The sequence below is a fragment of the Staphylococcus epidermidis genome, from assembly GCF_006742205.1.
Lineage (GTDB): Bacteria > Bacillota > Bacilli > Staphylococcales > Staphylococcaceae > Staphylococcus > Staphylococcus epidermidis.
Window position 1 is genome coordinate 1,077,643 of sequence record NZ_AP019721.1, and the last position, 25,397, is coordinate 1,103,039.

Below are 25,397 nucleotides of genomic sequence, written 5' to 3' on the forward strand. Positions count from 1 at the left end.
GAAAGGTAGTGTAATTATGAGCTGGTTTGATAAATTATTTGGCGATGACAACGGTTCGAATGACGATTTGTTACGCAAAAATAAAAATAGACGTCAGTCTCAGCAATCAAAACAAAATAATCAAGACTCATTACTGCCTCAAAATAATGATATTTATAGTCGACCAAGAGGTAAATTTAGATTTCCAATACAAGTTTCTGAAAATGAATATACGCAAAAAAATGAAAATTATAATGAACATAACCAAGAAGAAACAAACGATATAATGAGATCATATAACCAGCATGATAATCCTGAATTTGATTCTTCTGGTAAAAGACATCGACGCCGACGCCAAGCGTATTCAAAACACGATCAATCTAAGATTACACAACAAAAGCAATTTGCAGATAACAATTATACAAATAATAACAGTGTTTTTAATCAAAACGACAATAAGAAATCTTCACAACAACGTAAATCAATACAATCTGAAAATATCAAAAACAAAGCAAACACTAAGAATACGTCGACATCTCCTGAATTTACATATTTAAATCATAGTTTTAAATCAAGCGAGGTACCCTCAGCGATTTTTGGTACAAAAAAACGAAGACCGATTGAGAATGGTGTCATACCGCCAGAACATAAGGAATTAAATGATAAAGAGATTGTTCAACAGGATGAAGTCTCGCATTCAACGAAATCAATAGATGCATCAAAAAATGTTTCTAATAGTAACGATAACAATATTGAAAAAAATCAACAGAAAAAACAACAAACAACTGCTCAAACTGAGTCATCATCAGAAAATATGCATAATGTTGAAAAGTCAAATTATCAAACTACTAAGCGTAAAACACCAAATTACTCTAAAGTAGATAATACGATTAATATTGAAAATATCTATGCTTCACAAATTGTAGAAGAAATCAGAAGAGAAAGAGAACGTAAAGTTCTACAGAAACGACGTTTTAAGAAAGCCTTACAACAAAAACGTCAACAAAATCAACAGTCAGAAGAGGATTCAATTCAAAAAGCTATTGATGAAATGTATGCTAAGCAAGCCCAACATTACACAGGCGAAAGTTCATTGGATTTAGAAAATGAAAGTAATCAAGATTCGTCATCTAATAGTCTAGAGAAACAATCAAATAGCAGCAACATTGACAATAAAGAAGCCCAAAATAACACACCTTTATTTAACTACGAAGAAATTGACTTAGATACGACATCAGATGTATATAAAGTTAATGAAGAAGAAACTGAATCTAAAAATGATGAAGATTTAGTATCATCAAATCATTATCATTCTAATGATGATGCGGAAGTAGAAGATGCCGAATATCACGAATTAGATGATAACCGACAACAAAACCAAAGTAACTCTCAAGACGATATAATTAGTTCAAAATCAAGTACTTCAAATATGTATGATAATGCAATCAGTGCAAGTGTAGATAATAACACTGAAAGAGCTAAATCAAATGAAGATAAAAATGATACAGAAATTACACACTTAGATGGAACAACAAGTGCAAAAGTTAGTGACGAGAAAATTGAATCTAATACAAACAATCATTTAGAACAAGATAAGAATGTAAAATTAAAAAATGTAAATTCATTAAAATCTTCAAATTCTGATACAGGTCAAACAAGAAAACAACGTTTTGGTGGTAGTAGACCGTTTAATGTTTTAATGACACCATCAGATAAAAAGAGAATGATGGATCAAAACCACAAAAAAGTAAGTGTTCCAGAGCTTAAACCTGAAAAACAAGCGAATGCAAATCATAGAAAAGACAGCGAATCTAATAAATCTGAAGAATTTAAACAAATCAATACTAATAGAGAAACCGATTCTAATAGTTATGAATCTAATGGCATAGAGCATGATATGAATTCATCAAGTGATGAGCACGTATATGAAACACCATCCAAACAACAGGATGAGCAAATACAAAAGCTACAAGATGATTTTCATTTTGAAAACGCAAATCATGCTAAAATTAACAATTCAAATGAAACTGGCAATCAAAGTAATATAAGTCATTCAAAACGGTCACAATATTCAACAAATGAAAGTAAAAATATTGATACACAAACTTCAAATTCAAGTACATCAAATCAAAATTTTCAACGTATTCGTAAAGGACCGAATATTAAATTGCCGAGTTATCAATTATTGGAAGCCCCAGAACCACATGAAAAAGATCAAGATTGGATAGATAATAAAAAGCAAGAATTAAACGACGCATTATATTATTTCAATGTGCCTGCGGAAGTGAAAAATGTAACAGAAGGACCGAGTGTTACTCGATTCGAATTATCTGTTGAAAAAGGTGTCAAAGTATCAAGAATCACGGCATTACAAGATGATATAAAAATGGCTTTAGCTGCTAAAGATATTAGAATTGAAGCACCAATTCCAGGTACAAGTTTAGTAGGTATTGAAGTGCCAAATCAAAATCCTACTAAAGTGAATTTAAGGTCAATTATTGAATCACCTAAATTTAAAAATACAGAGTCCAAACTTACAGTTGCAATGGGTTATCGAATTAATAATGAACCCTTATTGATGGATATCGCTAAAACACCTCATGCACTTATCGCTGGTGCTACAGGGTCAGGTAAATCGGTATGTATCAATAGTATCTTAATGTCTTTACTTTATAAAAATCATCCAGAAGAATTGCGTTTATTACTCATTGATCCGAAAATGGTAGAACTTGCACCTTATAATGATTTACCACATCTCGTATCACCTGTAATAACAGATGTAAAAGCAGCTACACAAAGTTTAAAATGGGCTGTTGAAGAAATGGAAAAACGTTATAAATTGTTTGCTCAATATCATGTCAGAAATATTACTGCTTTCAATAAAAAAGCACCTTATGAGCAAAGAATGCCTAAAATTGTTATAGTAATTGATGAGTTAGCTGATCTTATGATGATGGCACCACAAGATGTAGAACAATCAATTGCACGTATAGCTCAAAAAGCTCGAGCTTGTGGTATCCATATGTTAGTTGCTACACAACGACCATCAGTGAATGTAATCACTGGTCTTATTAAAGCTAATATACCTACTAGAATTGCATTTATGGTTTCATCGAGTGTTGATTCTAGAACGATTTTAGACAGTGGTGGCGCTGAAAGATTATTAGGTTATGGTGATATGCTTTATTTAGGTAGCGGTATGAATAAACCTATACGTGTTCAAGGTACATTTGTTTCAGATGACGAAATAGATGAAGTTGTTGACTTTATTAAGCAACAGCGTGATCCTGAATATTTATTTGAAGAAAAAGAATTATTAAAGAAAACACAAACTCAAGCACAAGATGATTTATTTGATGATGTATGTGAGTTTATGGTTGAAGAGGGACATATTTCTACTTCTCTTATCCAAAGACATTTCCAAATTGGTTATAACAGAGCGGCAAGGATTATCGATCAGCTAGAACAATTAGGATATATTTCAGGTGCTAATGGTTCTAAACCAAGGGATGTTTATATTACAGAAGCGGATTTAAGTAAAGAATAAAATGAGTAAGGAGTATTGAAATGACACACTATCATTTTGTCGGAATTAAAGGCTCAGGCATGAGTTCATTAGCACAAATCATGCATGACCTCGGTCATGAAGTACAAGGTTCAGACATAGAATCATACGTTTTTACAGAAGTTGCATTAAGAAATAAAGGGATTAAAATTTTACCTTTTGATGCAAATAATATTACAAAAGAAATGGTTGTCATCCAAGGTAATGCATTTCCTGATAATCATGAAGAAATTGTTAGGGCACATGAATTAAAGCTTGATATTATAAAATATCATGACTTTCTTGGTCATGTTATAAATCAATATACATCTGTTGCTGTTACAGGTGCACACGGTAAAACGTCTACAACTGGTTTGTTGTCACATGTGATGAATGGAGATAAAAAGACATCATTCCTAATCGGTGATGGTACAGGTATGGGACTACCAGGAAGTGACTATTTTGCTTTTGAGGCTTGTGAATACCGTAGGCACTTCTTAAGTTATCATCCAGATTATGCAATTATGACTAATATTGATTTTGACCATCCAGATTATTTTAAAAATATCGATGATGTTTATGATGCATTCCAACATATGGCATTAAATGTTAAGAAAGGAATTATTGCTTGGGGCGATGATGAATATTTACGTAAATTAGATGTGGATATTCCGGTTTATTATTATGGCTTTAAAGAAACAGATGACATCTATGCTAAAAATATTCAAATTACTGAAAAGGGTACGCAATTTGATGTATATATTAAAGGCGAATTTTATGATCAATTCTTATCCCCACAATATGGAAATCACAACATTCTAAACGCACTTGCTGTAATAGCAATTAGTTATTTAGAAGACATGAATGTAGAAAATATTAAAGAAGCACTGATAACATTTGGTGGTGTAAAACGTCGTTTTAATGAAACAAAAGTATCAAATCAAGTAATAGTAGACGATTATGCACACCATCCAAGAGAAATTAGTGCTACAATTGAGACAGCGCGAAAAAAATATCCGCAAAAAGATGTTGTTGCCGTTTTTCAACCACATACGTTCTCAAGAACTCAAGCATTTTTAAACGAATTTGCTGAGAGTTTAAGTAAGGCAGACCAAGTATTTTTATGTGAAATATTCGGTTCAATAAGAGAAAATACGGGAGATTTAACTATAGAAGATTTAATCAATCGTATTGACGGCTCGACGCTTATAGATGAAAATAGTATTGATGTATTAGAAAAATTTGATAACGCTGTAATTTTATTTATGGGCGCTGGTGACATTCAAAAGTTACTAAAAGCTTATTTCGAAAAATTAGGCGTAAAAAATGATTTTTAATATGTTTATATAAAAGCATCATGGGTATTAAATATTAATGACTTTTATTTTATGGTAATTAGGAGGCGTTTTTAATGGATTGGATTTTACCAATTGCAGGAATCATCGCTGCGATAGCGTTTTTAATTTTATGTATCGGTATCGTCGTGGTACTTATTTCTGTTAAAAAGAATTTAGACTATGTGGCTAAAACACTAGATGGTGTTGAAGGTCAAGTTCAAGGTATTACTCGTGAAACGACTGATTTACTTCATAAAGTGAATCGCTTAACTGAAGATATTCAAGGTAAAGTTGATCGTTTAAATTCTGTAGTTGATGCTGTTAAGGGCATTGGAGACTCAGTACAAAACTTAAATGGATCTGTAGATAGAGTTACAAACTCAATTACGCACAATATTTCTCAAAATGAAGATAAAATTTCTCAAGTTGTACAATGGTCAAATGTTGCAATGGAAATTGCTGACAAATGGCAAAACAGATACAATCGTAGAGGAAGTGCAAACTACAAAACAAACACTGTAGCAGATGATGCAAATCATAGCTACAATTCACGTGTTAATAAATAATTAATACTATTTAATGACAAATGCACTTAAATGAGGCTTTTACTTATTTAAGTGCTTTTGTTTTAGGAGGAAAGTTTATGGAACATTATAATCGTGATAATTTCGAGAAAAGCCATACAAGCGAAGAATTGTATCATCGCACATCTCGTTCACAATCTAACTCATTGAAGCGTAAGGATTTTGTAGTTAGTTTCATAGCAAGTGCGATAGTAGGTTCTGCTGTTGGATTGTACTATAAAAATAAAATATATAAAAAAACGGATGAATTGAAAGAAAAAGAACAAGATTTACGTAGTAAAGTTGAAAACTATAGACAACGAGCGGAAGATACAGTGGTTTCTGTTAAATCTAAAGTTGAGCAATTAAAATATGATTCCAAAGATAATATCCATGCAGATGAATTACAAGCTCAAAAAGCTGCTATTCAACGCGAAACAGACTTAGCGGATGAATCACCGGAAGCGCAAGCAATTCAAGAAGCAAAAAAAGAAACAAAACAAGTGGATGATGTGAGACCATCAGCAACAGAATTAGCAGCTCAACAAAATGCTATTCAACACGAAACAGACTTAGCGGATGAATCACCGGAAGCGCAGGCAATTCAAGAAGCTAAAAGTGAAGTTGATTCAAACAATAAAACATCTACGACGCACATAGATAGTGAGAAAGAACCTTCTGCTGAAGAAATTGCAATTGCTCAAACGGCAGTTAAAGAAGAAGCACGCAATCATGATTTAGCAAACCCTTCTGCAAGTGGAGAAGATACTAAAAGTAAGTCAGAAACTGAAACAGAAAAATTAGCTGCAGCGGCAAAAGCAAAAAAAGATAGAATAAATAATAATAATGAAGTTGCTAGTAACACGAAAAATCTAATGCAAGAAGAAGCTATAAAAGCTTCAAATAACTCTGATGTTCCAAATCTTGTAACTAATTTAAATCAATCTCAAGCATCAGATACTAATTCAGTTGCTTATCGCTTAGCACAGGCAGCAAAAGAAAAAAGATCTAAGCTCACAAATGGCTCTAAAGAAACACAACTTACAGAAGCGTTGTTAAAAGAACCATCAATTGCTAAAGCTCAAACAAAATTGAAGCGTATCCCTACACTTATTACTGAATCTAAAAAACATTCAAATAATCCGCACAGCCAAAAAAATTCGAATCAGACTAAGAATATAACAGCAACTAAAGAGGATTCCAAAGGCAAACAGCAACATACACCTAACCAAAACAAACGTAATAAACAACAAAAAGTAGAAAAAACTAGTAGCAAAATTGAAAAACGAACATTTAATGATTAATCTCGAGTTTTAAATATTAACAATGATAAAGAGTAAAATGAAGTGTATTGAACATTATAAAAGTTATATTCTTTATCTACTTAACACGATTTACTAACTATTGTAATTATTATGTTAAATTTTAAATTTAAGTCATTAATTTAAGAGATTATTTCACTTTAAAATTAGATATTTAAATAATATCTGAAATCTTGAGGTAGGACGACGAATTTATATTCAGTTCGTTCCTATCTTTTTTAACATTTAAATAATATTGTAATATCATTATTTAACAAATTATTACTTACATAAATTTACAGAAGATTTAGTATTTTCTGTAAATTGACGCTTGAACTATAAATGTGAAATTGTTAAAATTAGATTTGAATAATTTTAATTTTATCGCTTTAAAGTAACATACTTTATGCGGAACTATATCTTAGAGGTGAGTAGAAATGACTAATAAATTAGAACAGTATAGAGAAGAAATTGTTTCCTTAAATGATCAAATATTAGAATTACTATCGAAGCGAGGAGAATTAGCACAGAAAATTGGTGAAGAAAAAATTAAGCAAGGTACACGAGTATATGATCCTCAGCGTGAAAAGGAAATGATTAATCAGCTATTAGATAAAAATAAAGGTCCATTTAACGACAATGTGATTAAGCAATTATTTAAAGAAATTTTTAAAGCCTCTACAGATTTACAAAAATCAGAAAATGAAAAACATCTTTATGTATCACGTAAATTGAAACCTGAAGATACGATCGTTAAATTTGATAATGGTGGAATCATTGGTGATGGTAATAAATCATTTGTATTTGGTCCTTGTTCTGTAGAATCACAAGAACAAGTTGATGCTGTAGCACAAGATTTGCAGGCTAAAGGCGAGAAATTTATTCGTGGCGGAGCGTTTAAGCCGAGAACTTCTCCTTATGATTTCCAAGGTCTTGGAGTAGAAGGTCTCAAAATTTTGAAAAATGTTAAAGATAAATATAACTTAAATGTAGTAAGTGAAATAGTTAACCCAAATGATTTCGAAATCGCTTCAGATTATTTGGATGTTTTCCAAATTGGTGCTAGAAATATGCAAAATTTTGAGTTACTCAAAGAAGCTGGTCGTACAGAAAAACCTATTTTATTGAAACGTGGTTTATCAGCAACGATAGAAGAATTTATCTATGCAGCAGAATATATTGCTTCACAAGGTAACCGAAATATTATTTTATGTGAGAGAGGTATTCGTACATACGAAAAAGCAACTAGAAATACATTAGATATCTCTGCTGTACCTATTTTAAAGCAAGGAACACATCTACCTGTTATGGTTGATGTAACGCATAGTACAGGTAGAAAAGATATTATGTTACCGACAGCGAAAGCGGCTTTAGCCGTTGGTGCTGATGGAGTTATGGCTGAAGTTCATCCAGATCCTTCTGTTGCGTTAAGTGATGCCGGTCAACAAATGGATCTTAATGAATTCAATCAATTTTATCACGAATTAAAACCACTTGCTGATATGTACAATTCGAAGAAACTGAAATAGTAAATCATGTATCGTTATACAATTAAATAAGTGATAATTTCCCATAGTTCAATATACTTTTGAGCTATGGGAAATTTTATTTATAACAACCCATTAATAAAAAATCACATAAAAAATATTAAATGTAACGGAGTTTTTAACAGAATTGTGACAAAAACATAAAATGATTTCACAAACTATACAAATATGATAAACTTTGAAAATGATATGAAAACACGTTATAATAACAAATAAAACGTTTACAAGGAGGAAATTATGACAGTTACAATTTATGATGTAGCCCGAGAGGCTAGGGTATCAATGGCAACTGTTTCACGTGTAGTAAATGGAAACCAAAATGTTAAACCAGAAACACGTAATAAAGTAAATGAAGTCATTAAAAGGTTAAACTATCGACCTAACGCAGTTGCAAGAGGTCTTGCAAGTAAACGTACAACGACAGTTGGAGTTATAATTCCCGATATTTCAAATGTTTATTATTCTCAACTTGCAAGAGGTTTAGAAGATATTGCAACAATGTACAAATATCACTCAATTATCTCAAACTCAGATAATGATCCAGAAAAAGAAAAAGAAATTTTTAATAATTTATTAAGTAAACAAGTCGATGGTATTATTTTCTTAGGTGGAACTATTTCTGAAGAAATTAAAAGTCTTATTAATCAATCATCTGTACCAGTCGTAGTTTCTGGAACGGATGGTAAGGATGATCATATTGCATCTGTAAATATTGATTTTAAACAAGCAGCCGAAGAAGCAACACAATATCTTATAGAGAAGGGTGCTAAAACATTTTCTTTAATAGGTGGAGAATACTCTATAAAGGCACAAGATGATGTTTTAGAGGGCCTTAAAAATGTTTTAAGTCAGCATCAACTAAAATTAGACGATACATTACATTTAACTGGCAATGAAAGTTACAAATCAGGTATAAAAACATTTGAACAATTGCAATCGAATTTACCAGATGCTGTTCTTTGTATTAGTGATGAGCAAGCAATAGGTATATTGCATAGTGCACAAGATGCTGGAGTGAAAGTACCTGAAGACTTACAGATTATTAGTTTTAACAATACACGTTTAGTAGAAATGGTGAGACCACAGTTATCTAGTGTTATTCAACCATTGTATGATATTGGTGCTGTTGGAATGAGATTACTGACTAAATACATGAACGATGAAGAAATTGAAAATCCTAATGTCATATTGCCTCATAGAATAGAATACCGTGGGACAACTCAGTAATAATAATTAGTGACATATAAGATATCTATATTAATGCTCTATAGTGAAATAAATATTTTCATTATAGAGTGTTTTTCATATTCACTCATTGTATCTGAATCAATCAATTTTTCTATTTAAATTCACTTTAACACACATTACTAAGGAATAACTTTATAACTGTTCTTGTTAGTACAATTAAATATTTAGTAATTTTATGGGTAAATACGATTATTTTCATATCAATGAATTACAAGTATTGTTATACGTGTAACTTTTGTGAAAAATTTCTTATGTATCCAGAATACGAATAGCATGATTATTTCTAAAATAACGAACTTTTAGCACTAAATATATTAAAATATTCGACATTTAAATGTAAGTCGGTTATCATGATTCATATAACTCGTTAATTATATAAAATCAAGGGGCTGAATATTTTGGCACAATTATCAGATTTAGAAATAGCAAACTTATCAAAACTTAAACCAATAAGTGAAATTGCAAGAAAAGTAGGGATTACTGAGGATGCTTTAGAACCATACGGCCACTATAAAGCTAAAATAGATATTAATCAGATACAAGAACAGGAGAAAAAAGGGAAAGTCGTATTAGTAACTGCTATGAGCCCAACACCAGCTGGTGAAGGAAAATCCACAGTAACTGTAGGTTTAGCAGATGCATTTAACAAGTTGAATCATAATGTTACTGTTGCATTACGAGAACCTGCCTTAGGACCAACTTTTGGTATTAAAGGAGGCGCAACAGGTGGTGGTTATGCTCAAGTACTTCCTATGGAAGATATTAATTTACATTTTAATGGTGATTTTCATGCAATTACTACTGCAAACAATGCACTTTCCGCATTTATCGACAACCACCTACATCAAGGAAATGAATTGGGAATTGATCAACGAAGAATTGAATGGAAACGTGTTTTAGATATGAATGATCGTGCGTTACGTCATGTTAACGTAGGATTAGGTGGTACAACTCACGGAGTACCTAGAGAAGATGGTTTTAATATAACAGTTGCGTCAGAGATAATGGCTATTTTATGTCTAAGCCGAAATATCAAAGATTTAAAAGAAAAAATAAGTCGAATTACCATTGGTTATACACGTCATCATAAACCTATAACAGTTTCTGATTTGAAAGTAGAAGGTGCATTAACTTTAATACTTAAAGATGCGATTAAACCAAATTTAGTTCAAACAATTGAGGGAACTCCAGCTCTTGTTCACGGAGGCCCTTTTGCCAATATTGCTCATGGTTGTAACTCTATATTAGCAACTGAAACTGCTAGAAACTTATCTGATATTGTTGTTACAGAAGCAGGATTTGGTTCTGATTTAGGTGCCGAGAAGTTTATGAACATTAAAGCTCGTGAAGCAGGTTTCGATCCATCAGCAGTTGTTGTTGTAGCAACGATTCGTGCTTTGAAAATGCACGGTGGTGTTGCAAAAGACCAACTTCAACATGAGAACATAGAGGCTGTTGAAGCGGGACTTGTTAATCTTGAAAGACATGTGAATAATATTAAAAAATACGGTGTCGAACCAATAGTAGCTTTAAATGCATTTATTCATGACACACCTTCTGAAACAGCGTGTGTGAAACAATGGGCTAAAGATAATCAAGTGCGTATTGCTTTAACAGAAGTATGGGAAAAAGGTGGAGAAGGTGGAATTGAACTTGCTAACCAAGTGTTCGATGTAATGCAGGAACCTCAAAACTTTAAGCATTTATATGAGTTAAAACAACCACTCGAAGCTAAAATTGAAACGATTGTTAAAGAAATTTATGGAGGTTCAAAAGTAAATTTCAGTAGTAAAGCACAAAAACAATTAAAGCAATTTAAAGAGAATGGCTGGGATGAATATCCGATTTGTATGGCTAAAACTCAATATTCATTTAGTGATGATCAGACATTGTTAGGTGCCCCGAATGATTTTGAAATAACAATTAGAGAACTTGAAGCCAAAACAGGCGCTGGATTCATCGTTGCATTAACTGGTGCTATAATGACTATGCCTGGTTTACCGAAGAAACCAGCTGCACTAAATATGGATGTTACTGATGATGGGAAAGCAATAGGTCTTTTCTAAGAAAATAAAAAAGAGAGTGAGACAGTGTTATTAATAAATATTGCTCGCTCTCTTTTCATTTCAAAAATTTCGATAAATATATCTGATTTTTATTCGTCTTTCGATTGTTTCAGCAAGTGCTGTTTAATATTGTATTTTTTAGCGTTTTCGTATTGTTGTTTAGAAATTTTTCCTTCAACACGCATACGTTTAAGTACGTATTGTTGACGTTTCATGCTCAATTTTAAAAGATGGTAAGGCTTTACTTTGCCGTGTTCGTCATAAGGCGTATAGCCGTATGGACTTTGCAGTAAGCCAATGAGATAAGCTGATTGTGCAATATTCAAATCTTTTGCAGGTATACCAAACAGACTATATGAAGCAGACGATATACCAGTTATATTGGCACCGTTGTAGTCATGACCAAATGGGACGATATTTAAATACGTATATATGATTTCATCTTTTGATAATAAATTTTCGACCCGTGTAGCCAAGATAATTTCATTTGCTTTACGACTATAAGTTTTTTTATTTGAGAGCACTTGATTTTTTACTAATTGTTGCGTGATAGTACTACCACCAGAAGATTGGTTTGAATTTGTGATATCTTGAAGCATCGCCCTTAAAAGTGCTTTAGGCATAATACCGTTATGTTTATAAAATAATGTATCTTCAGAGGCTGTAAGTGCATGTATAATATTTGAATTTACATGGTTCGGTCCAACTATGAGTGTATTTTGTGAATGATCATATTCTTCTAAAATTTGATTATTATGATTTATTAGCTCATCGCCAGGTATATGAAGGATTTTTGCTTTCAACTCTCGATCACTTATTGACGAAGCATCTTTAGTTAGTTGTTGGAAGTATAATACTAATGACAACAGTATAATAAAACCAATCAAAAAAACCACCAAAAAAATTACGACACATATATGTTTGACCTTCTTATATAAATGTTCAAATTTAGTATATTTATCTGTAGTTAGTATTTGATACTTGTTGAAATGCATTAGATACCTCCTAAAGTTAGATATAGTATACCATATCTTGAAAGTTGACTTTTAAAATAATGTTAACTATAATAATATTCAATTCAATATGTTTTGAATATAAAGGACAAGTAACTTTTGAGAAAGCTTAAAGAGAACTAGTGGTGGCTGTGAACTAGTAGTTTCTTATTGGTGAATACACCTTGCTATTTTTATTATTCAACGTTTTATTAATGAGCGTATCATTAATAGAGATATTTATGAGTAACGAACTCTATCTAAGTATGGTGGTACCGTGCACAAGCGCCCTTACATTTTGTAGGGGCGCTTTTTAATATGTTTGAATAAATCACTTATATCACTATATTTATTAAATATCTTTAACTTTTTTAAATTTATAAAATAATTTAGGAGGATTTTATCAATGGCTAATGCTTTAATAGAAGATTTAAAATGGAGAGGGTTAATTTATCAACAAACAGATGAAGAGGGTATCGAAGAATTATTAAATAAGGAACAGGTCACTTTATATTGCGGCGCAGATCCTACAGCTGATAGTTTACATATTGGTCACTTGTTACCTTTTTTAACATTAAGACGCTTCCAAGAACATGGGCATCGTCCTATCGTCTTAATTGGTGGAGGTACTGGTATGATAGGAGATCCTTCTGGAAAGTCTGAAGAGCGCGTGTTACAAACAGAATCACAAGTTGAAGCTAACGTCAAAGGCCTGTCTAATCAAATGCATCGATTATTTGAATTTGGCAGTGATAAAGGGGCAAAATTAGTTAATAATAAAGATTGGCTTGGTCAAATTTCGTTGATTAGTTTTCTTAGAGATTATGGTAAACATGTTGGCGTTAACTATATGCTAGGAAAAGATTCTATTCAAACACGTTTAGAACATGGTATCTCTTATACAGAATTTACTTATACTATTTTACAAGCTATTGATTTTGGCTATTTAAATCGTGAGTTAAATTGTAAAATTCAAGTAGGCGGATCTGATCAATGGGGTAATATTACAAGTGGTATTGAATTAATGCGACGAATGTATGGACAAACTGAGGCATATGGCCTAACAATCCCATTAGTAACTAAATCAGATGGGAAGAAATTTGGTAAATCAGAGTCTGGAGCTGTGTGGTTAGATCCTGAAAAGACAAGTCCATATGAATTTTATCAATTTTGGATTAATCAATCTGACGAAGATGTAATTAAATTCTTAAAATATTTTACTTTTTTAGAAAAAGAAGAAATTAATCGATTAGAACAATCAAAAAATGAAGCGCCTCACTTACGTGAAGCACAGAAAGCACTAGCGGAAAATGTTACGAAATTTATTCATGGTGAAGCAGCTTTAAAAGACGCTATACGTATTTCAAAAGCACTGTTTAGTGGAGATTTAAAATCATTATCTGCTAAAGAACTTAAAGAAGGGTTTAAAGACGTACCTCAAGTAACGCTATCTACAAAAACGACAAATATAGTTGAAGCACTTATTGAAACAGGTATTGCTTCATCTAAACGCCAAGCACGTGAAGATGTAAACAACGGTGCAATATATATTAATGGTGAACGTCAACAATCAGTCGATTATGAGTTAAGTAGTAAAGACCTTATTGAAGATGAAATTACAATAATTCGACGAGGAAAGAAAAAATATTTCATGGTTAATTACCAATCATAAATGAAAAAATTTGATTGAATCATTTCACAATGTTTTCTATATATTATAAAAATTAAAAGATTTATTTAAAAAGGAATAACTATAAAAGTAAAACTCTGAGTATCTCTTACTATGAAGTATACTCAGAGTTTTTACTTAAAATCGATCAACTATAATATATTAAAATCAATAAACGTAATATGAAAATTTTTTATTGAGCAAATTGACTTTGTGATTGAGATGATTCAGATGCAGATGCTTGTTTTTTTAATTTTACATTAATGTCTTGTGTCTTACCATCTCTGATAACTTTTAGAGTAACCGTTTCACCTGGTTTTTTGCTCTCGTATAAATAAGTTCTTAAATCTGTATCATCTTTTATTTGTTTACCATCTATTCCAGTAATAATATCACCCTTTTTAATGGCATTTTCACTGTCTACTTTAGCTACATAAACGCCTTTGTCTTTATGAGTATGTAGTTCTTTACGATAGTTTTCAGGAATATCACTTAAATTTATAAGACCTATACCGATTGAAGGGCGTTCGATTTTACCATGTTTAACGAGTTGTTCGATGGTCACTCTAACTTCATTACTAGGTATAGCAAAACCTATACCTTCTACTTGTGCTGCCGCAATTTTCATGGAATTGATACCAACGAGATTTCCGTTAATATCCACTAATGCACCACCCGAATTACCGGGATTTATTGCAGCGTCTGTCTGTAAAACATTAACTTTAGTATTACCAGCAGAAGTATTGGCGTCAATTGTACGTTCGCTAGCTGAAATAATTCCTGATGTAACAGAATTTGCAAATTCTAATCCTAGAGGATTACCCATTGCAAAAACACTATCTCCTGTTTGAACTTTTGACGAATTAGCAAATTGAATTGCTTTTATTCCTTTTGTATCTTTTATTTTTAGAACAGCAATATCTGTTAGGGCGTCTTTACCTATTAATTTGGCATCTACTTGTTTTGAATTATGTAGTTGAACTTTAATTTCCGAAGCACCATCAACAACGTGATTATTTGTAACGATATATGCGGAACCTTCACTTATTTGATAAATCACACCGGAACCAATTCCCGCTTCTTTTGATTTAGATGCCTTACCGTTGAATAAATCATCAAGGTTTGTAGATTTTTGCATGTTTATCACGCCGACAATTGCGGGAGAAACGTCTTTAATCATGTCATGTACTGATTTGTATTGATTACTTTTACCATCTAACTGATTGCCACCATGACTATTTGAAACTTGATGAACAGTAGCACTTTCATTGTTAAAACCATTTTTATTTAGGAGTTTACCAATACCTAAGACGAGAAGTGCTCCAATAATTCCAGCGATTATTGCAACAATAATTGTTTTAATCCATGGAAAAGTGTGTCGCTTCTGTGAAGAATTACGATAGTGGTGTTGATTCTTTTCTTGTTCTGACATTTGTTACCTCCATAATTTGTAGTCTGTATTACTATTATGTATCGTTTGTATAAAATTTGCTAGCAATCAACTATACGACTTTAGGAGTATTATCATAAATGATATTGTTGCCTTTAAGATATAGAAGAATCATTGCTTGATACAAATAATTTTGTTGTTATATTGATATGTATTTCAGTGCTATAGTTATCTAATGACTAAAGAAAACATGTGTTGTATTGTTCTATGAATTTGATAGTGATAAAATCATTATGATAAAGAAAATAAGCAGGTGACATTATGTACAATTTTATAAGTAAGATTTTAGATGTTATTTTAGTGAAAATGTCTAAATCATTATATGTTATTGGTAAGGAAAATATTCCTAAAGATAGTAAATATGTTGTAACTTGTACGCATGAAAGTTATAACGAAGTAATCATGTTAGGAATGGCATTACTACCTAATCAAATCCATTATATGGCTAAAAAAGAATTATTTAAGAATCAGTGGGCTGGCAAATTTTTGAAATCACTAAATGCATTTCCAGTTGATAGAGAAAATCCTGGTCCAAGTACATTAAAAAAACCAGTGAATTTACTTAAAGAACATAAAACTATAGGTATTTTCCCAACTGGTCATCGTACTTCAGTAGAGGGAGCCCCATTAAAACGTGGTGCAGCTACTATAGCAATGCTTGGGAAAGCACCTATCTTACCAGCAGCTTATGTGGGTCCAAAAAAAATTCATGGTTTGATTACAGGTCAAGCATTAATCAAAATTGGTAAACCAATTGAGATGGATGATATTCCAAAGGATTTGAAACGGAACGAGAAAGTTGATTTCTTAACCAAAGAAATCGAAAGACGCACAACTCAATTACAAAAAGAACTTAATGAAATTTCACATAGTTTAAAGAAATAGAGTGATATAGATATCATTACTGTTGAGGAACGTCGTACAATTAAATGATTTGTATAGACGTTCTTTCTTTTAGATTATAATTAAGCGTTTACATTAAGGTGGATAATTATTTTTCTAGAGCAAATAATTTTGTTTTAATGTATGGAATAGAAAACGATTTTGTATTACGGTGTTTTAACGTTTGATAATAAAAATAAGGGATGATATAAATGTATAAACTTTTGCAACATTTGGGTAGGTCTCTCATGTTACCTGTAGCAGTTCTGCCAGCAGCCGCAATTATTGTAGGCATAGGTCATGTTTTAGATGCTTTAAATATACTTCCTCAAGCTGCACTCTTTTTCACAAGTGTTGGGACCACTATATTAGAGCAATTAGGTATATTATTTGCTATTGGTGTAGCTATCGGTATGGCTAAGAAGAATGATGGCGCAGTAGCATTAGCGGCAGCGTTAGGATTTTTTATAGTTACAGTAGTACTATCTCCAGAAAAATTAGCAACTTTGTTACAAATTAAAGAATCTAAAATTGATTTAGCATTCAGTCAAATGAATAATGGAAATGTGTTTGTAGGGATTATTATAGGTTTGATTGCTGCATATAGTTATAACAAATTTAGTGAAACGAATTTACCTATGGCCTTATCATTCTTCAGTGGGAAACGACTTGTTCCAATCATGACAGCATTCTTTTGTACAATTTTAGCGATTATTTTATTATTGATTTGGCCTCCAGTTTATAATGGGATAGTTACTTTTGGTAAGTGGATTGTTGGTATGGGTCCATTCGGTGCATTATTATATGGTTTTTTTAATAGATTGTTAATACCTACTGGGTTGCATCATGCGCTCAATAATGTATTTTGGTTTGATACTGCTGGAATAAATGACATAGGTAAATTTCAAAGTGGTAAAAATGCCATTAAGGGAATTACTGGCAGATACCAAGCAGGATTTTTCCCTGTTATGATGTTTGGTGTACCGGCAGCAGCTTTGGCGATGTATCATACTGCAAAGACGAATCAAAAAAAACAAGTTTATGCTTGGTTTTTAGCAAGTTCAGTTTCGGCATTCTTTGTGGGTGTAACTGAACCCATAGAGTTTGCATTCATGTTTGTAGCTCCAGTTTTATTTGTTATTCATGCTGTTTTAACTGGATTATCATTATTTATAGCAGCAATGTTTCATTGGACAGCAGGATTTTCATTTAGTGCAGGTCTTATAGATTATGTGCTTTCATTGGTTAATCCGATATCTAATCAACCTTGGATGTTATTATTGCAGGGTGTAGTCTTTTTTATTATCTATTACGTTATCTTTAGAGTTGTCATACAAGTCTTTAATTTAAGTACTATAGGTAGGGGAGATAATGAACTTATCGATCCAACATCAAATGATACTTCTGAAATGGAAGTATTACAGAACAAAACCACTACAAGTAAATATTATCAAAACGCAAAACGTATTTTAGACGGATTAGGTGGTAAAGAAAACATTATTAGTTTAAATCATTGTGCAACAAGGCTTAGATTGGAGCTTAAAGATAATTCGATTATAGATGAGCAGAAAATTAAAAATGCTGGAGCTATTGGTATAACTCAAAATGGACACCATTATACCCAAGTGATTATTGGAACACACGTACAACAAGTTGCCAATGAAATGGATCACCAAATGAATTAGTTTGTGAAAGGGGTGGCTCGTAAGGAGTTTGCCCTTTTTTATTGAACCATGTAATATAGTTATATCAGAATTTTCTGAAATGAAAGGGGTAAGGCATGAAGGCTATATTATTTGATGTAGATGGCGTATTTTTAAGTGAAGAACGATGTTTTGATGTTTCAGCAATTACTGTAGCTGAACTTTTATCGAGTCCAGATTTTTTAAATTGTGACATAGATATTCATTTTGATGGTAATTTAACTGAAAATGATATAAACAAAATACGTAGAAACGTATTTAATAATGACCGAATATTAAATCAACTAAAGTCACTTGGTTTAAATTCAAATTGGGATATGCTATTTATTGTATTTAGTATTCATTTAATTGATAAAGCTAAACAATTAAAACCATCATTACGAGATCAATTACTTGATGAATTATTGTTTACCAAAGAGACTTTAAAGGAAATAGCAAAGGATTTAACTGATAAAACGATAAATTATAGCTTACCTTACGATGTGATAGCTTCGTTTAGAAATGGTAAAGATGCTATTTACGAAGATTTGGAAGTTTACGCTAAAAATCAATTAGAACTTAACAACACTAGTTTATTTAAATTGAAAAGTGCTTTATGGACATTAGCAAAAGATATATATCAAGAATGGTATTTAGGAAAAGCTTTATTTAATCAAGTTGAATATAAAAAAGATATTCAAGATTTTAAGAAAGGTTTCATTTATGATGAGGTCATTCTTAAACCTATAGAAGAAATTCAATTATTACTTCAAAATCTAATAGAAGCGGGATATCAAATTGCGATAGCAACTGGTAGACCTCGAACTGAAACAATTATTCCATTTCAATCATTGGGATTAAAATCTTATTTTAAAGATGAACATATCGTAACGGCAAGTGAGGTGTTGCTAGCAGAGAAACAATTTCCTCAATATCAACCTTTAGGAAAACCTAACCCGTTTAGTTACATCGCTACGTTAAATGGAAATTATAATGACCAATATGAACGATATGCGACAAAGCAAGAAGATATCGTAAATAAAGATGAGGTTTACATAGTAGGCGACTCTTTAGCTGATTTATTAAGTGCGAAGAAGATAGGGGCTACGTTCATTGGTACTTTAACTGGTTTAAAAGGTAAAGCTGCTCACTCTGAATTAGTTGCAAATGGAGCAGATCATGTAGTAGAGGATATAACTAAGATTCGAAAAATTCTATTATAGACAAAAAATGACCTCAGATTGTATATTAATTTCAATCTGAGGTATTTTTGTTGGTTTATAAAAAGACGAAAGTAGTTAATCAAATTGTTAACTTAGTGCTAATAATTTTGTTGAATCCGCTTGTTTCATTTAAAATTTTTATAACTTCCTCACTTGCTTGTTGATCAATAGAAAGAATCATTAAAGCATCTCCACCAGCATCGTTACGTCCTAAAGTCATTGACGCAATATTAATTCCGTGACTTCCCAATAGGTTGCCTGTTTGTCCTACTATACCAGGTTTATCTTTATGACATGTTACTAATTGATATTGGTTAGGTTTAAAATCAAGTGAGTAATCATTAATACGTACTATTCTTGGGCCAAAACCTGCGAATACCGTTGCGCCAATTTTGATTTTATCTTGATCATTAACTAGTTCTAGCTCAATGTAACTACTAAAGCCAGAATGTTTCTTTTGTTTTTCTATATTATACGTGACACCTTGTTGGTTAAGTATTGCTAATGCATTAATAATATTGACTTCATTACCTAAATCTTCTTTCAAGATGTTCGTTATAATTGTTCTTGTAATTAAACTAGTGTCATTTTGCGCTAAGTCACCAGCATATTTAACTTTAATTTCACTCGGAGCACCATCGAGAAGCTGAATAGCAAACTCACCAATAGTTGTACTTAAACCTATAAAGCTTTGAGTTGTTTTATCAACTTTGCTTAAATCCATTTTTGGAGCATTCACAGCATGCTCAACATTCCCTTTAGTTAGAATTTCAATTATTTCTTCAGATACAGAGACTGCAACCTTCTCTTGCGCTTCTACAGTAGAGGCGCCAAGATGTGGTGTGACAATAATTTTATCATGTTGAATGAGAGGGGAATCAGTAGGAGGTTCATGTTCAAATACGTCAATAGCTGCACGATCTATTAAGTTATTATCTAATGCTTCAATAAGTGCAGTTTCATCTATAATACCCCCTCTGGCAACATTTATGATTTGTAAGTTTTGTTTAGCTTTGTTAAAGAAAGATGAACCAACAATTCCTCGAGTTTTAGGTGTTAATGGTGTGTGAACTGTTACAAAGTCGGATTTTTCGGCAATTTCATCAACAGTTGCAATTTGAATATCTAATGACTTCGCTTTATCTTCTGTTAAATAAGGATCGAACGCTAAAATTTTCATACCGAAACTCTGCGCACGTTTAGCGACGCCCAAACCAATCCTACCAGCACCGATAACACCTAAGGTTTTGCCATAAAGTTCAACCCCTCTAAATGCTTTACGATTCCATTCTTTGTTACGTAAAGATTGGTGTGCTTGAGGAATATTTCGTGCCATTGCAAGCAACATAGCTACTGAATGTTCTGTAGCAGAAATTGTATTACCATCAGGAGCATTAATTACTAAAATACCTTTTAAAGTCGCTGCTTCTATATTAATATTATCCACACCTACACCAGCTCTTGCAATGACCTTCAAATTTGTTGCAGCATTAATAATTCGCTCTGTTACTTGGGTTTGACTTCGTACGATAAGAGCATCATAAGTTGAAATCATATTTACTAAATCATTTTCAGATAAATCTGTTTGTATATCTACGTCAAATTCTGGATGTTTTAAAATACTTTGTAAACCATCCTCAGAAATTGGGTCTGATACTAATATCTTATGACTCATGTCTAATAACCTCCATAAATTGAGTTATCCCTGTTCCAATATAATTGACATTTCTATTAGAAGTTAAAATAATTTCCAATGCAGACACGACTGCTAAAATATCAAAAGGAGATATTTTCCCCATGTGACCAATTCTCAAAATTTGTCCTTTTAAGTGTCCTTGTCCCCCAGCAATAGTTATATTGAATTGAGATTTAAGTTGATTTTTAATGATATTAAGTTCTTCTTGATTTTTTGGAACAAATGAGGTCACAGTAGGTGAGGCATGAGCATCATCTTTTACTAATAATTCTAATTCAAGTGCCTTTAGTGCTGCTCTTAAGGCATTACGTATTTTAAAATGGCGTGAAATAACGTGATTTAATCCTTCTTTTTTTACAAGTTCTACATAAGCATTTATTCCTCTAAATAGACCAACATTAGGGGTGAAGGGCGTTGAATTTTGCTCTTGTGATTTTATGTATTTATTTAAATCTAAATAGAATCTCGGTGTTTTTACATCAGCAAATCGTTTTTTTGCTCTATCGCTATAAGCAACAAATGCTAGACCTGGTGGTAGCATGATAGCTTTTTGACTTCCCGAAACTAATACATCGATTTTATCTTTTGTTAAATCAACATCCACTGCACCGATACAGCTTACACCATCAACAATAAAATATAAGGAATTATCAAAAGCTTTAAGTGCATGACCTAATTGGTGAACTGGATGTATGACACCAGTAGATGTTTCACAAAATTGAGTGAATACTGCAGTGACTGGAACGTTTAATTGCTTTAAATAAGTGATAAAGTCATCAACTATTACAGCTTCACCCCAGTTAACATCATATACATGTACATGATTATAATAAGTTTGTGCGATTTGTTTAAAGCGATTTCCAAATGCACCAGAAACAATTATCACAATATGATCGTCAGGATTCGCGATGTTAAGCATACTTGCTTCTAATACGCTAGTGCCACTAGATGTAAGAATAAGTACTTCGTTTTTGCTACCAAATACTGGCTTTAAACCTTTAAATGCTTCACTAGCAATTTCCTCAAAGTCAGTAGAACGATGACCTACCATTGGTAATTGTACGGCACTCAAGATTTGTTCCGGTACAGGAGTTGGTCCAGGTGTTAATAATAAAGGTTGGTAATACTGCATTGTACATTCCTCCCATAATAAGATTTATTTATTTTAGCAAAAATTCTGAATATTTAAAACCCTTATTATATAGCTATCACATAATTAAAACGTTTACATGTTTAAAATTTGTGATAGCTATATGATTTATATTAAATTAGGTTCAATTGAAATAATGACATTATTCCGTATTGCATTAGATATCATACAATTATTATCTGCAATCACTAATAATTTATCTAAAATACTTTTAAGCTTTTCTGTTTGAGAAGAGGGTACTTTAATTGAGGGATAATGTGTAATACGTTCCATTTTAAATTTTTTATTTTCAAACGAGGCTGTACCTATTGACTGTTGATTAATTTTTACATTAGTAAAACCACTCTTTTCTAGTGTTGCAGCGAGTGAAATGATGTAACAAGATGATGCTGCACTTACTAGTAATTCATCTGGATTTGTGCCTTCTCCTTGGCCACCGAGTGAAGAGGGGATGGATATATTTTCATTGATAATATCTCCTCGAAGTTTACCTACTTCTTCGCGTCCACCTAGCCATTCAGTTTTAACTTTAAAATCATGTCTAACCATATGAATTGACCTCCAATTTAATTATGGTAATTTAAGTTTAGGGCAAATTAAATAAGTTTAAAAGAAAGGTGACTTTGATGAAATTTCGACGTCCAAATCAACATTTCCAAATCGTAGCGCATAGAGGATTACCTGAAGATTATCCTGAAAATACTATTATCGCTTATCGACATGCGCTCATGTTACATATAGATATGTTGGAAATTGATGTACATTACACAAAAGATAAAGAACTTGTCGTTATACATGATGATACTATCGATCGTACGTCAAATGGTAAAGGTAAGGTTTCTGATTTTACTTTAAAAGAATTAAAAGCGTTAGATTTTGGTTTCTATAAAGGAGAGAAATTTAAAGGGGAGAGTATACCGACTTTTGATGAAGTGTTAGATTTAGCAGATAACTTTTCACAAAAATTATTAATAGAAATAAAAAAGCCTAGTCAGTATCCAAATATTGAAAATATGATTGTTGATAAATTGAAGGAAAGACAAATATCTAAATCTAAAGTGATTTTACAATCATTCGATTTTGATTGTGTAAAAAAATTGTCAGCAATGAATTTAGATTATGAATTAGGTTTATTAATTAGTAAGAAAAAATATTGGCACAAGTTACCAAATTTCAAAAAAATTGCCAAAGTTGCTGATTATGCTAATCCTAATTATCAAATTGTTTCGAAGAAATTTATGCAACTTGCTCATGAGGAAGAGTTAAAAGTATTACCTTATACTGTAAATAAATTAAAAGAATCACAAAAATTAATAGATATTGGTGTTGACGGTATTATTTCCGATGTACCTGAAGATTTATTTGAGCTATAAGAATGAGAGGAAATGTAGGTATAGAACGCGAAGTTCAATACGTACAATCATCAGTTACTTCAAAAAGTAATAAATAAGAGCGTATTTTCAATTAAGTTGAGTATTGATTATTGTTAATAAAAACTGGAATATTATTTAATATCCCAGTTTTTATTAAACAAAATGCATCATACATTTAAATACTTAAAAACCAAAATGAGATAGAAATTTTTACATAAAATAAAACACCCAAATCCAAGATTGGAATTGGGTGTAAAAATAGAAGTCGATTATCTTGAGTAGTACTCAACGATTAATTGTTCATTGATTTCAGCTGGTAACTCGCTACGTTCAGGGAATCGAACGAAAGTACCTTTTAAGTTGTCAGCATCGAAGTCTAAATATTCTGGTACGAAATTGTTAATTTCAACAGATTCTTTAATAATATCTAAGTTTTGTGATTTTTCACGAACTGTAATCACTTGACCAGGTTTTAATGAGTAAGATGGGATGTCTACGCGTCCACCATCCACTTCAATGTGACCGTGGTTTACTAATTGACGTGCTTGACGACGTGTACGAGCTAAACCTAATGAATAAACAACTGCATCTAAACGACTAGCAAGTAAAATCATGAAGTTTTCACCGTGTACACCATATTGCTTACCAGCAATATCAAATGTGTTACGGAATTGTCTTTCAGTCATTCCATATAAGTAACGTAATTTTTGTTTTTCACGTAATTGTAAACCATATTCTGATAATTTTTTACGTTGGTTAGGACCGTGTTGTCCTGGTGCATATGGTCGTTTTTCTAATTCTTTACCAGTACCGCTTAATGAGATACCTAAACGACGAGATTTTTTCCAGTTTGAACCTCTGAATCGAGCCATGTGAGACTCCTCCTTTTTCTTTTTTGTTGTTATGAAAAAACAAAAAAGAGTGTTACATGCTTATCGAGATATATTGTTTTATGTGTCTTCACCTTATAGCGACAGTTACGCGACACGTCCACATTGGGAACAACATAGAGCTAGATAATATATAACTGCTATTTTCGTTAATTCACACAAAGATTATTCTATCATTTTAAAAGAAAGTGTCAAGATTTTTTTAAATTTGATTGAGTTGTTTTTCTAAAGTTTTTACAATGGATTCAAGTCCTTCTTGATCATCTTGTGAAAATCTGTTTTTTATAGGAGCGTCAATATCTAATACTCCGATAATCTTGCCGTTTTGATGTAATGGAATAACAATTTCTGATTGACTATTTGCGTCACAAGCTATGTGGCCAGGGAATTGATGGACGTCTTTAACACGTTGTGTTTCACCAGATGAAACGGCAGTGCCACAAACCCCTTTACCAATAGCAATATGTACACAAGCAGGATGACCTTGAAATGGCCCAAGAATAAGTTCGTTATTTTCAATAAGGTAAAAACCTACCCAATTAATTTGATCAATTGTATCGTTAAGAAGGGCAGAAGTATTGCTTAATATTGCAATTAAATTCTTTTCATCTTCGATTAAACTAGCAAGTTGTTTTGATATCAGTTTGTAATTTGTTGGAATATTCTTTGTCATCGTCATACCTCGTTACTACAATTTTTAATTTAGTATAATCTTTTAAAAATAATCTATCAATTAATTGATTTTGTGATTTAACGACGCACAAAATTACGTTATAATGTAAGATGATAAAATAGGAGGAGAAGT

The 25,397-nt window shown here is 31.9% G+C and carries 19 protein-coding genes; 12 read left to right on the forward strand and 7 right to left on the reverse strand.

Annotated elements, in window-relative coordinates; all coding sequences use genetic code 11:
• The first annotated feature begins 16 nt into the window (after nucleotides 1-16).
• From FNL83_RS05430 to FNL83_RS05460, 7 genes are all read left to right on the forward strand, one after another.
• On the forward strand, nucleotides 17-3,526 hold the full coding sequence (locus FNL83_RS05430) for a DNA translocase FtsK (RefSeq protein WP_002456455.1): 3,510 nt from the start codon (nucleotides 17-19) through the stop codon (nucleotides 3,524-3,526).
• A gap of 20 nt (nucleotides 3,527-3,546) precedes the next feature.
• Complete coding sequence (gene murC, locus FNL83_RS05435) at nucleotides 3,547-4,860, forward strand: UDP-N-acetylmuramate--L-alanine ligase (protein WP_002484970.1); 1,314 nt, start codon at nucleotides 3,547-3,549, stop codon at nucleotides 4,858-4,860.
• A 74-nt stretch (nucleotides 4,861-4,934) separates the two neighbouring features.
• Nucleotides 4,935-5,426, forward strand: a complete 492-nt coding sequence (locus FNL83_RS05440) for a DUF948 domain-containing protein (protein WP_001830868.1) — start codon at nucleotides 4,935-4,937, stop codon at nucleotides 5,424-5,426.
• A gap of 77 nt (nucleotides 5,427-5,503) precedes the next feature.
• A complete protein-coding gene (locus FNL83_RS05445) occupies nucleotides 5,504-6,727 on the forward strand; it encodes a YtxH domain-containing protein (protein WP_001832675.1) in 1,224 nt (407 codons plus the stop codon).
• A 434-nt stretch (nucleotides 6,728-7,161) separates the two neighbouring features.
• Nucleotides 7,162-8,253, forward strand: a complete 1,092-nt coding sequence (locus FNL83_RS05450) for a bifunctional 3-deoxy-7-phosphoheptulonate synthase/chorismate mutase (RefSeq protein ID WP_054828581.1) — start codon at nucleotides 7,162-7,164, stop codon at nucleotides 8,251-8,253.
• 255 nt (nucleotides 8,254-8,508) lie between these two features.
• Complete coding sequence (gene ccpA, locus FNL83_RS05455) at nucleotides 8,509-9,498, forward strand: catabolite control protein A (protein ID WP_001830844.1); 990 nt, start codon at nucleotides 8,509-8,511, stop codon at nucleotides 9,496-9,498.
• Between the two features lie 419 nt (nucleotides 9,499-9,917).
• The gene (locus tag FNL83_RS05460) at nucleotides 9,918-11,585 is read left to right on the forward strand and encodes a formate--tetrahydrofolate ligase (RefSeq protein ID WP_002440219.1); all 1,668 of its coding nucleotides are present in this window, start codon (nucleotides 9,918-9,920) and stop codon (nucleotides 11,583-11,585) included.
• A gap of 89 nt (nucleotides 11,586-11,674) precedes the next feature.
• Here FNL83_RS05460 and FNL83_RS05465 read toward each other — a convergent pair whose 3' ends face one another.
• Nucleotides 11,675-12,580: a transglycosylase domain-containing protein gene (locus FNL83_RS05465; protein WP_001830902.1), complete on the reverse strand. Its 906-nt coding sequence runs from the start codon at nucleotides 12,578-12,580 to the stop codon at nucleotides 11,675-11,677.
• A gap of 403 nt (nucleotides 12,581-12,983) precedes the next feature.
• On the opposite strand from FNL83_RS05465, the gene tyrS reads away from it, so the two are divergent.
• Nucleotides 12,984-14,249 (forward strand): tyrosine--tRNA ligase, encoded by a 1,266-nt coding sequence (gene tyrS / locus FNL83_RS05470; RefSeq protein ID WP_001830858.1) that lies wholly within the window; start codon nucleotides 12,984-12,986, stop codon nucleotides 14,247-14,249.
• A gap of 190 nt (nucleotides 14,250-14,439) precedes the next feature.
• Here tyrS and FNL83_RS05475 read toward each other — a convergent pair whose 3' ends face one another.
• Nucleotides 14,440-15,678: a S1C family serine protease gene (locus FNL83_RS05475; RefSeq protein ID WP_002456457.1), complete on the reverse strand. Its 1,239-nt coding sequence runs from the start codon at nucleotides 15,676-15,678 to the stop codon at nucleotides 14,440-14,442.
• Between the two features lie 279 nt (nucleotides 15,679-15,957).
• Between FNL83_RS05475 and FNL83_RS05480 the strand changes: the two genes are divergently transcribed.
• The 3 genes from FNL83_RS05480 to FNL83_RS05490 all read left to right on the forward strand — a co-directional run bounded on the left by FNL83_RS05480 (nucleotide 15,958) and on the right by FNL83_RS05490 (nucleotide 19,483).
• The gene (locus FNL83_RS05480) at nucleotides 15,958-16,581 is read left to right on the forward strand and encodes a lysophospholipid acyltransferase family protein (RefSeq protein ID WP_001830872.1); all 624 of its coding nucleotides are present in this window, start codon (nucleotides 15,958-15,960) and stop codon (nucleotides 16,579-16,581) included.
• A 209-nt stretch (nucleotides 16,582-16,790) separates the two neighbouring features.
• Nucleotides 16,791-18,263 carry an N-acetylglucosamine-specific PTS transporter subunit IIBC gene (gene nagE / locus FNL83_RS05485; RefSeq protein WP_002456458.1) on the forward strand — a complete coding sequence of 491 codons (1,473 nt, stop codon included), beginning with the start codon at nucleotides 16,791-16,793 and terminating at the stop codon, nucleotides 18,261-18,263.
• Nucleotides 18,264-18,358: 95 nt separating this feature from the next.
• A complete protein-coding gene (locus tag FNL83_RS05490) occupies nucleotides 18,359-19,483 on the forward strand; it encodes an HAD family hydrolase (RefSeq protein WP_001830750.1) in 1,125 nt (374 codons plus the stop codon).
• 79 nt (nucleotides 19,484-19,562) lie between these two features.
• Here the strand turns inward: FNL83_RS05490 and serA are convergent, their stop codons facing one another.
• From serA to FNL83_RS05505, 3 genes are all read right to left on the reverse strand, one after another.
• Nucleotides 19,563-21,158: a phosphoglycerate dehydrogenase gene (gene serA, locus FNL83_RS05495; RefSeq protein WP_001830903.1), complete on the reverse strand. Its 1,596-nt coding sequence runs from the start codon at nucleotides 21,156-21,158 to the stop codon at nucleotides 19,563-19,565.
• The gene (locus FNL83_RS05500) at nucleotides 21,148-22,311 is read right to left on the reverse strand and encodes a pyridoxal-phosphate-dependent aminotransferase family protein (RefSeq protein WP_001830752.1); all 1,164 of its coding nucleotides are present in this window, start codon (nucleotides 22,309-22,311) and stop codon (nucleotides 21,148-21,150) included. Before FNL83_RS05500 ends, serA begins: the two co-directional genes overlap by 11 nt.
• A 126-nt stretch (nucleotides 22,312-22,437) precedes the next feature.
• On the reverse strand, nucleotides 22,438-22,878 hold the full coding sequence (locus tag FNL83_RS05505; protein ID WP_001830816.1) for an SACOL1771 family peroxiredoxin: 441 nt from the start codon (nucleotides 22,876-22,878) through the stop codon (nucleotides 22,438-22,440).
• A 77-nt stretch (nucleotides 22,879-22,955) separates the two neighbouring features.
• Between FNL83_RS05505 and FNL83_RS05510 the strand changes: the two genes are divergently transcribed.
• Nucleotides 22,956-23,702 (forward strand): glycerophosphodiester phosphodiesterase, encoded by a 747-nt coding sequence (locus FNL83_RS05510; RefSeq protein WP_001832720.1) that lies wholly within the window; start codon nucleotides 22,956-22,958, stop codon nucleotides 23,700-23,702.
• 269 nt (nucleotides 23,703-23,971) lie between these two features.
• Here FNL83_RS05510 and rpsD read toward each other — a convergent pair whose 3' ends face one another.
• Both rpsD and FNL83_RS05525 read right to left on the reverse strand, forming a co-directional pair.
• The gene (gene rpsD, locus FNL83_RS05515) at nucleotides 23,972-24,574 is read right to left on the reverse strand and encodes a 30S ribosomal protein S4 (protein ID WP_001830798.1); all 603 of its coding nucleotides are present in this window, start codon (nucleotides 24,572-24,574) and stop codon (nucleotides 23,972-23,974) included.
• Between the two features lie 220 nt (nucleotides 24,575-24,794).
• On the reverse strand, nucleotides 24,795-25,265 hold the full coding sequence (locus tag FNL83_RS05525; protein ID WP_001830812.1) for a GAF domain-containing protein: 471 nt from the start codon (nucleotides 25,263-25,265) through the stop codon (nucleotides 24,795-24,797).
• Nucleotides 25,266-25,397 lie beyond the last annotated feature (132 nt).

Coding starts and splice junctions, on each gene's coding strand:
- FNL83_RS05430 (WP_002456455.1), top strand. CDS start 17: ATGAGCTGGTTTGATAAATTATTTGGCGATGACAACGGTTCGAATGAC.
- murC (WP_002484970.1), top strand. CDS start 3,547: ATGACACACTATCATTTTGTCGGAATTAAAGGCTCAGGCATGAGTTCA.
- FNL83_RS05440 (WP_001830868.1), top strand. CDS start 4,935: ATGGATTGGATTTTACCAATTGCAGGAATCATCGCTGCGATAGCGTTT.
- FNL83_RS05445 (WP_001832675.1), top strand. CDS start 5,504: ATGGAACATTATAATCGTGATAATTTCGAGAAAAGCCATACAAGCGAA.
- FNL83_RS05450 (WP_054828581.1), top strand. CDS start 7,162: ATGACTAATAAATTAGAACAGTATAGAGAAGAAATTGTTTCCTTAAAT.
- ccpA (WP_001830844.1), top strand. CDS start 8,509: ATGACAGTTACAATTTATGATGTAGCCCGAGAGGCTAGGGTATCAATG.
- FNL83_RS05465 (WP_001830902.1), bottom strand. CDS start 12,580: ATGCATTTCAACAAGTATCAAATACTAACTACAGATAAATATACTAAA.
- tyrS (WP_001830858.1), top strand. CDS start 12,984: ATGGCTAATGCTTTAATAGAAGATTTAAAATGGAGAGGGTTAATTTAT.
- FNL83_RS05475 (WP_002456457.1), bottom strand. CDS start 15,678: ATGTCAGAACAAGAAAAGAATCAACACCACTATCGTAATTCTTCACAG.
- FNL83_RS05480 (WP_001830872.1), top strand. CDS start 15,958: ATGTACAATTTTATAAGTAAGATTTTAGATGTTATTTTAGTGAAAATG.
- nagE (WP_002456458.1), top strand. CDS start 16,791: ATGTATAAACTTTTGCAACATTTGGGTAGGTCTCTCATGTTACCTGTA.
- FNL83_RS05490 (WP_001830750.1), top strand. CDS start 18,359: ATGAAGGCTATATTATTTGATGTAGATGGCGTATTTTTAAGTGAAGAA.
- serA (WP_001830903.1), bottom strand. CDS start 21,158: ATGAGTCATAAGATATTAGTATCAGACCCAATTTCTGAGGATGGTTTA.
- FNL83_RS05500 (WP_001830752.1), bottom strand. CDS start 22,311: ATGCAGTATTACCAACCTTTATTATTAACACCTGGACCAACTCCTGTA.
- FNL83_RS05505 (WP_001830816.1), bottom strand. CDS start 22,878: ATGGTTAGACATGATTTTAAAGTTAAAACTGAATGGCTAGGTGGACGC.
- FNL83_RS05510 (WP_001832720.1), top strand. CDS start 22,956: ATGAAATTTCGACGTCCAAATCAACATTTCCAAATCGTAGCGCATAGA.
- rpsD (WP_001830798.1), bottom strand. CDS start 24,574: ATGGCTCGATTCAGAGGTTCAAACTGGAAAAAATCTCGTCGTTTAGGT.
- FNL83_RS05525 (WP_001830812.1), bottom strand. CDS start 25,265: ATGACAAAGAATATTCCAACAAATTACAAACTGATATCAAAACAACTT.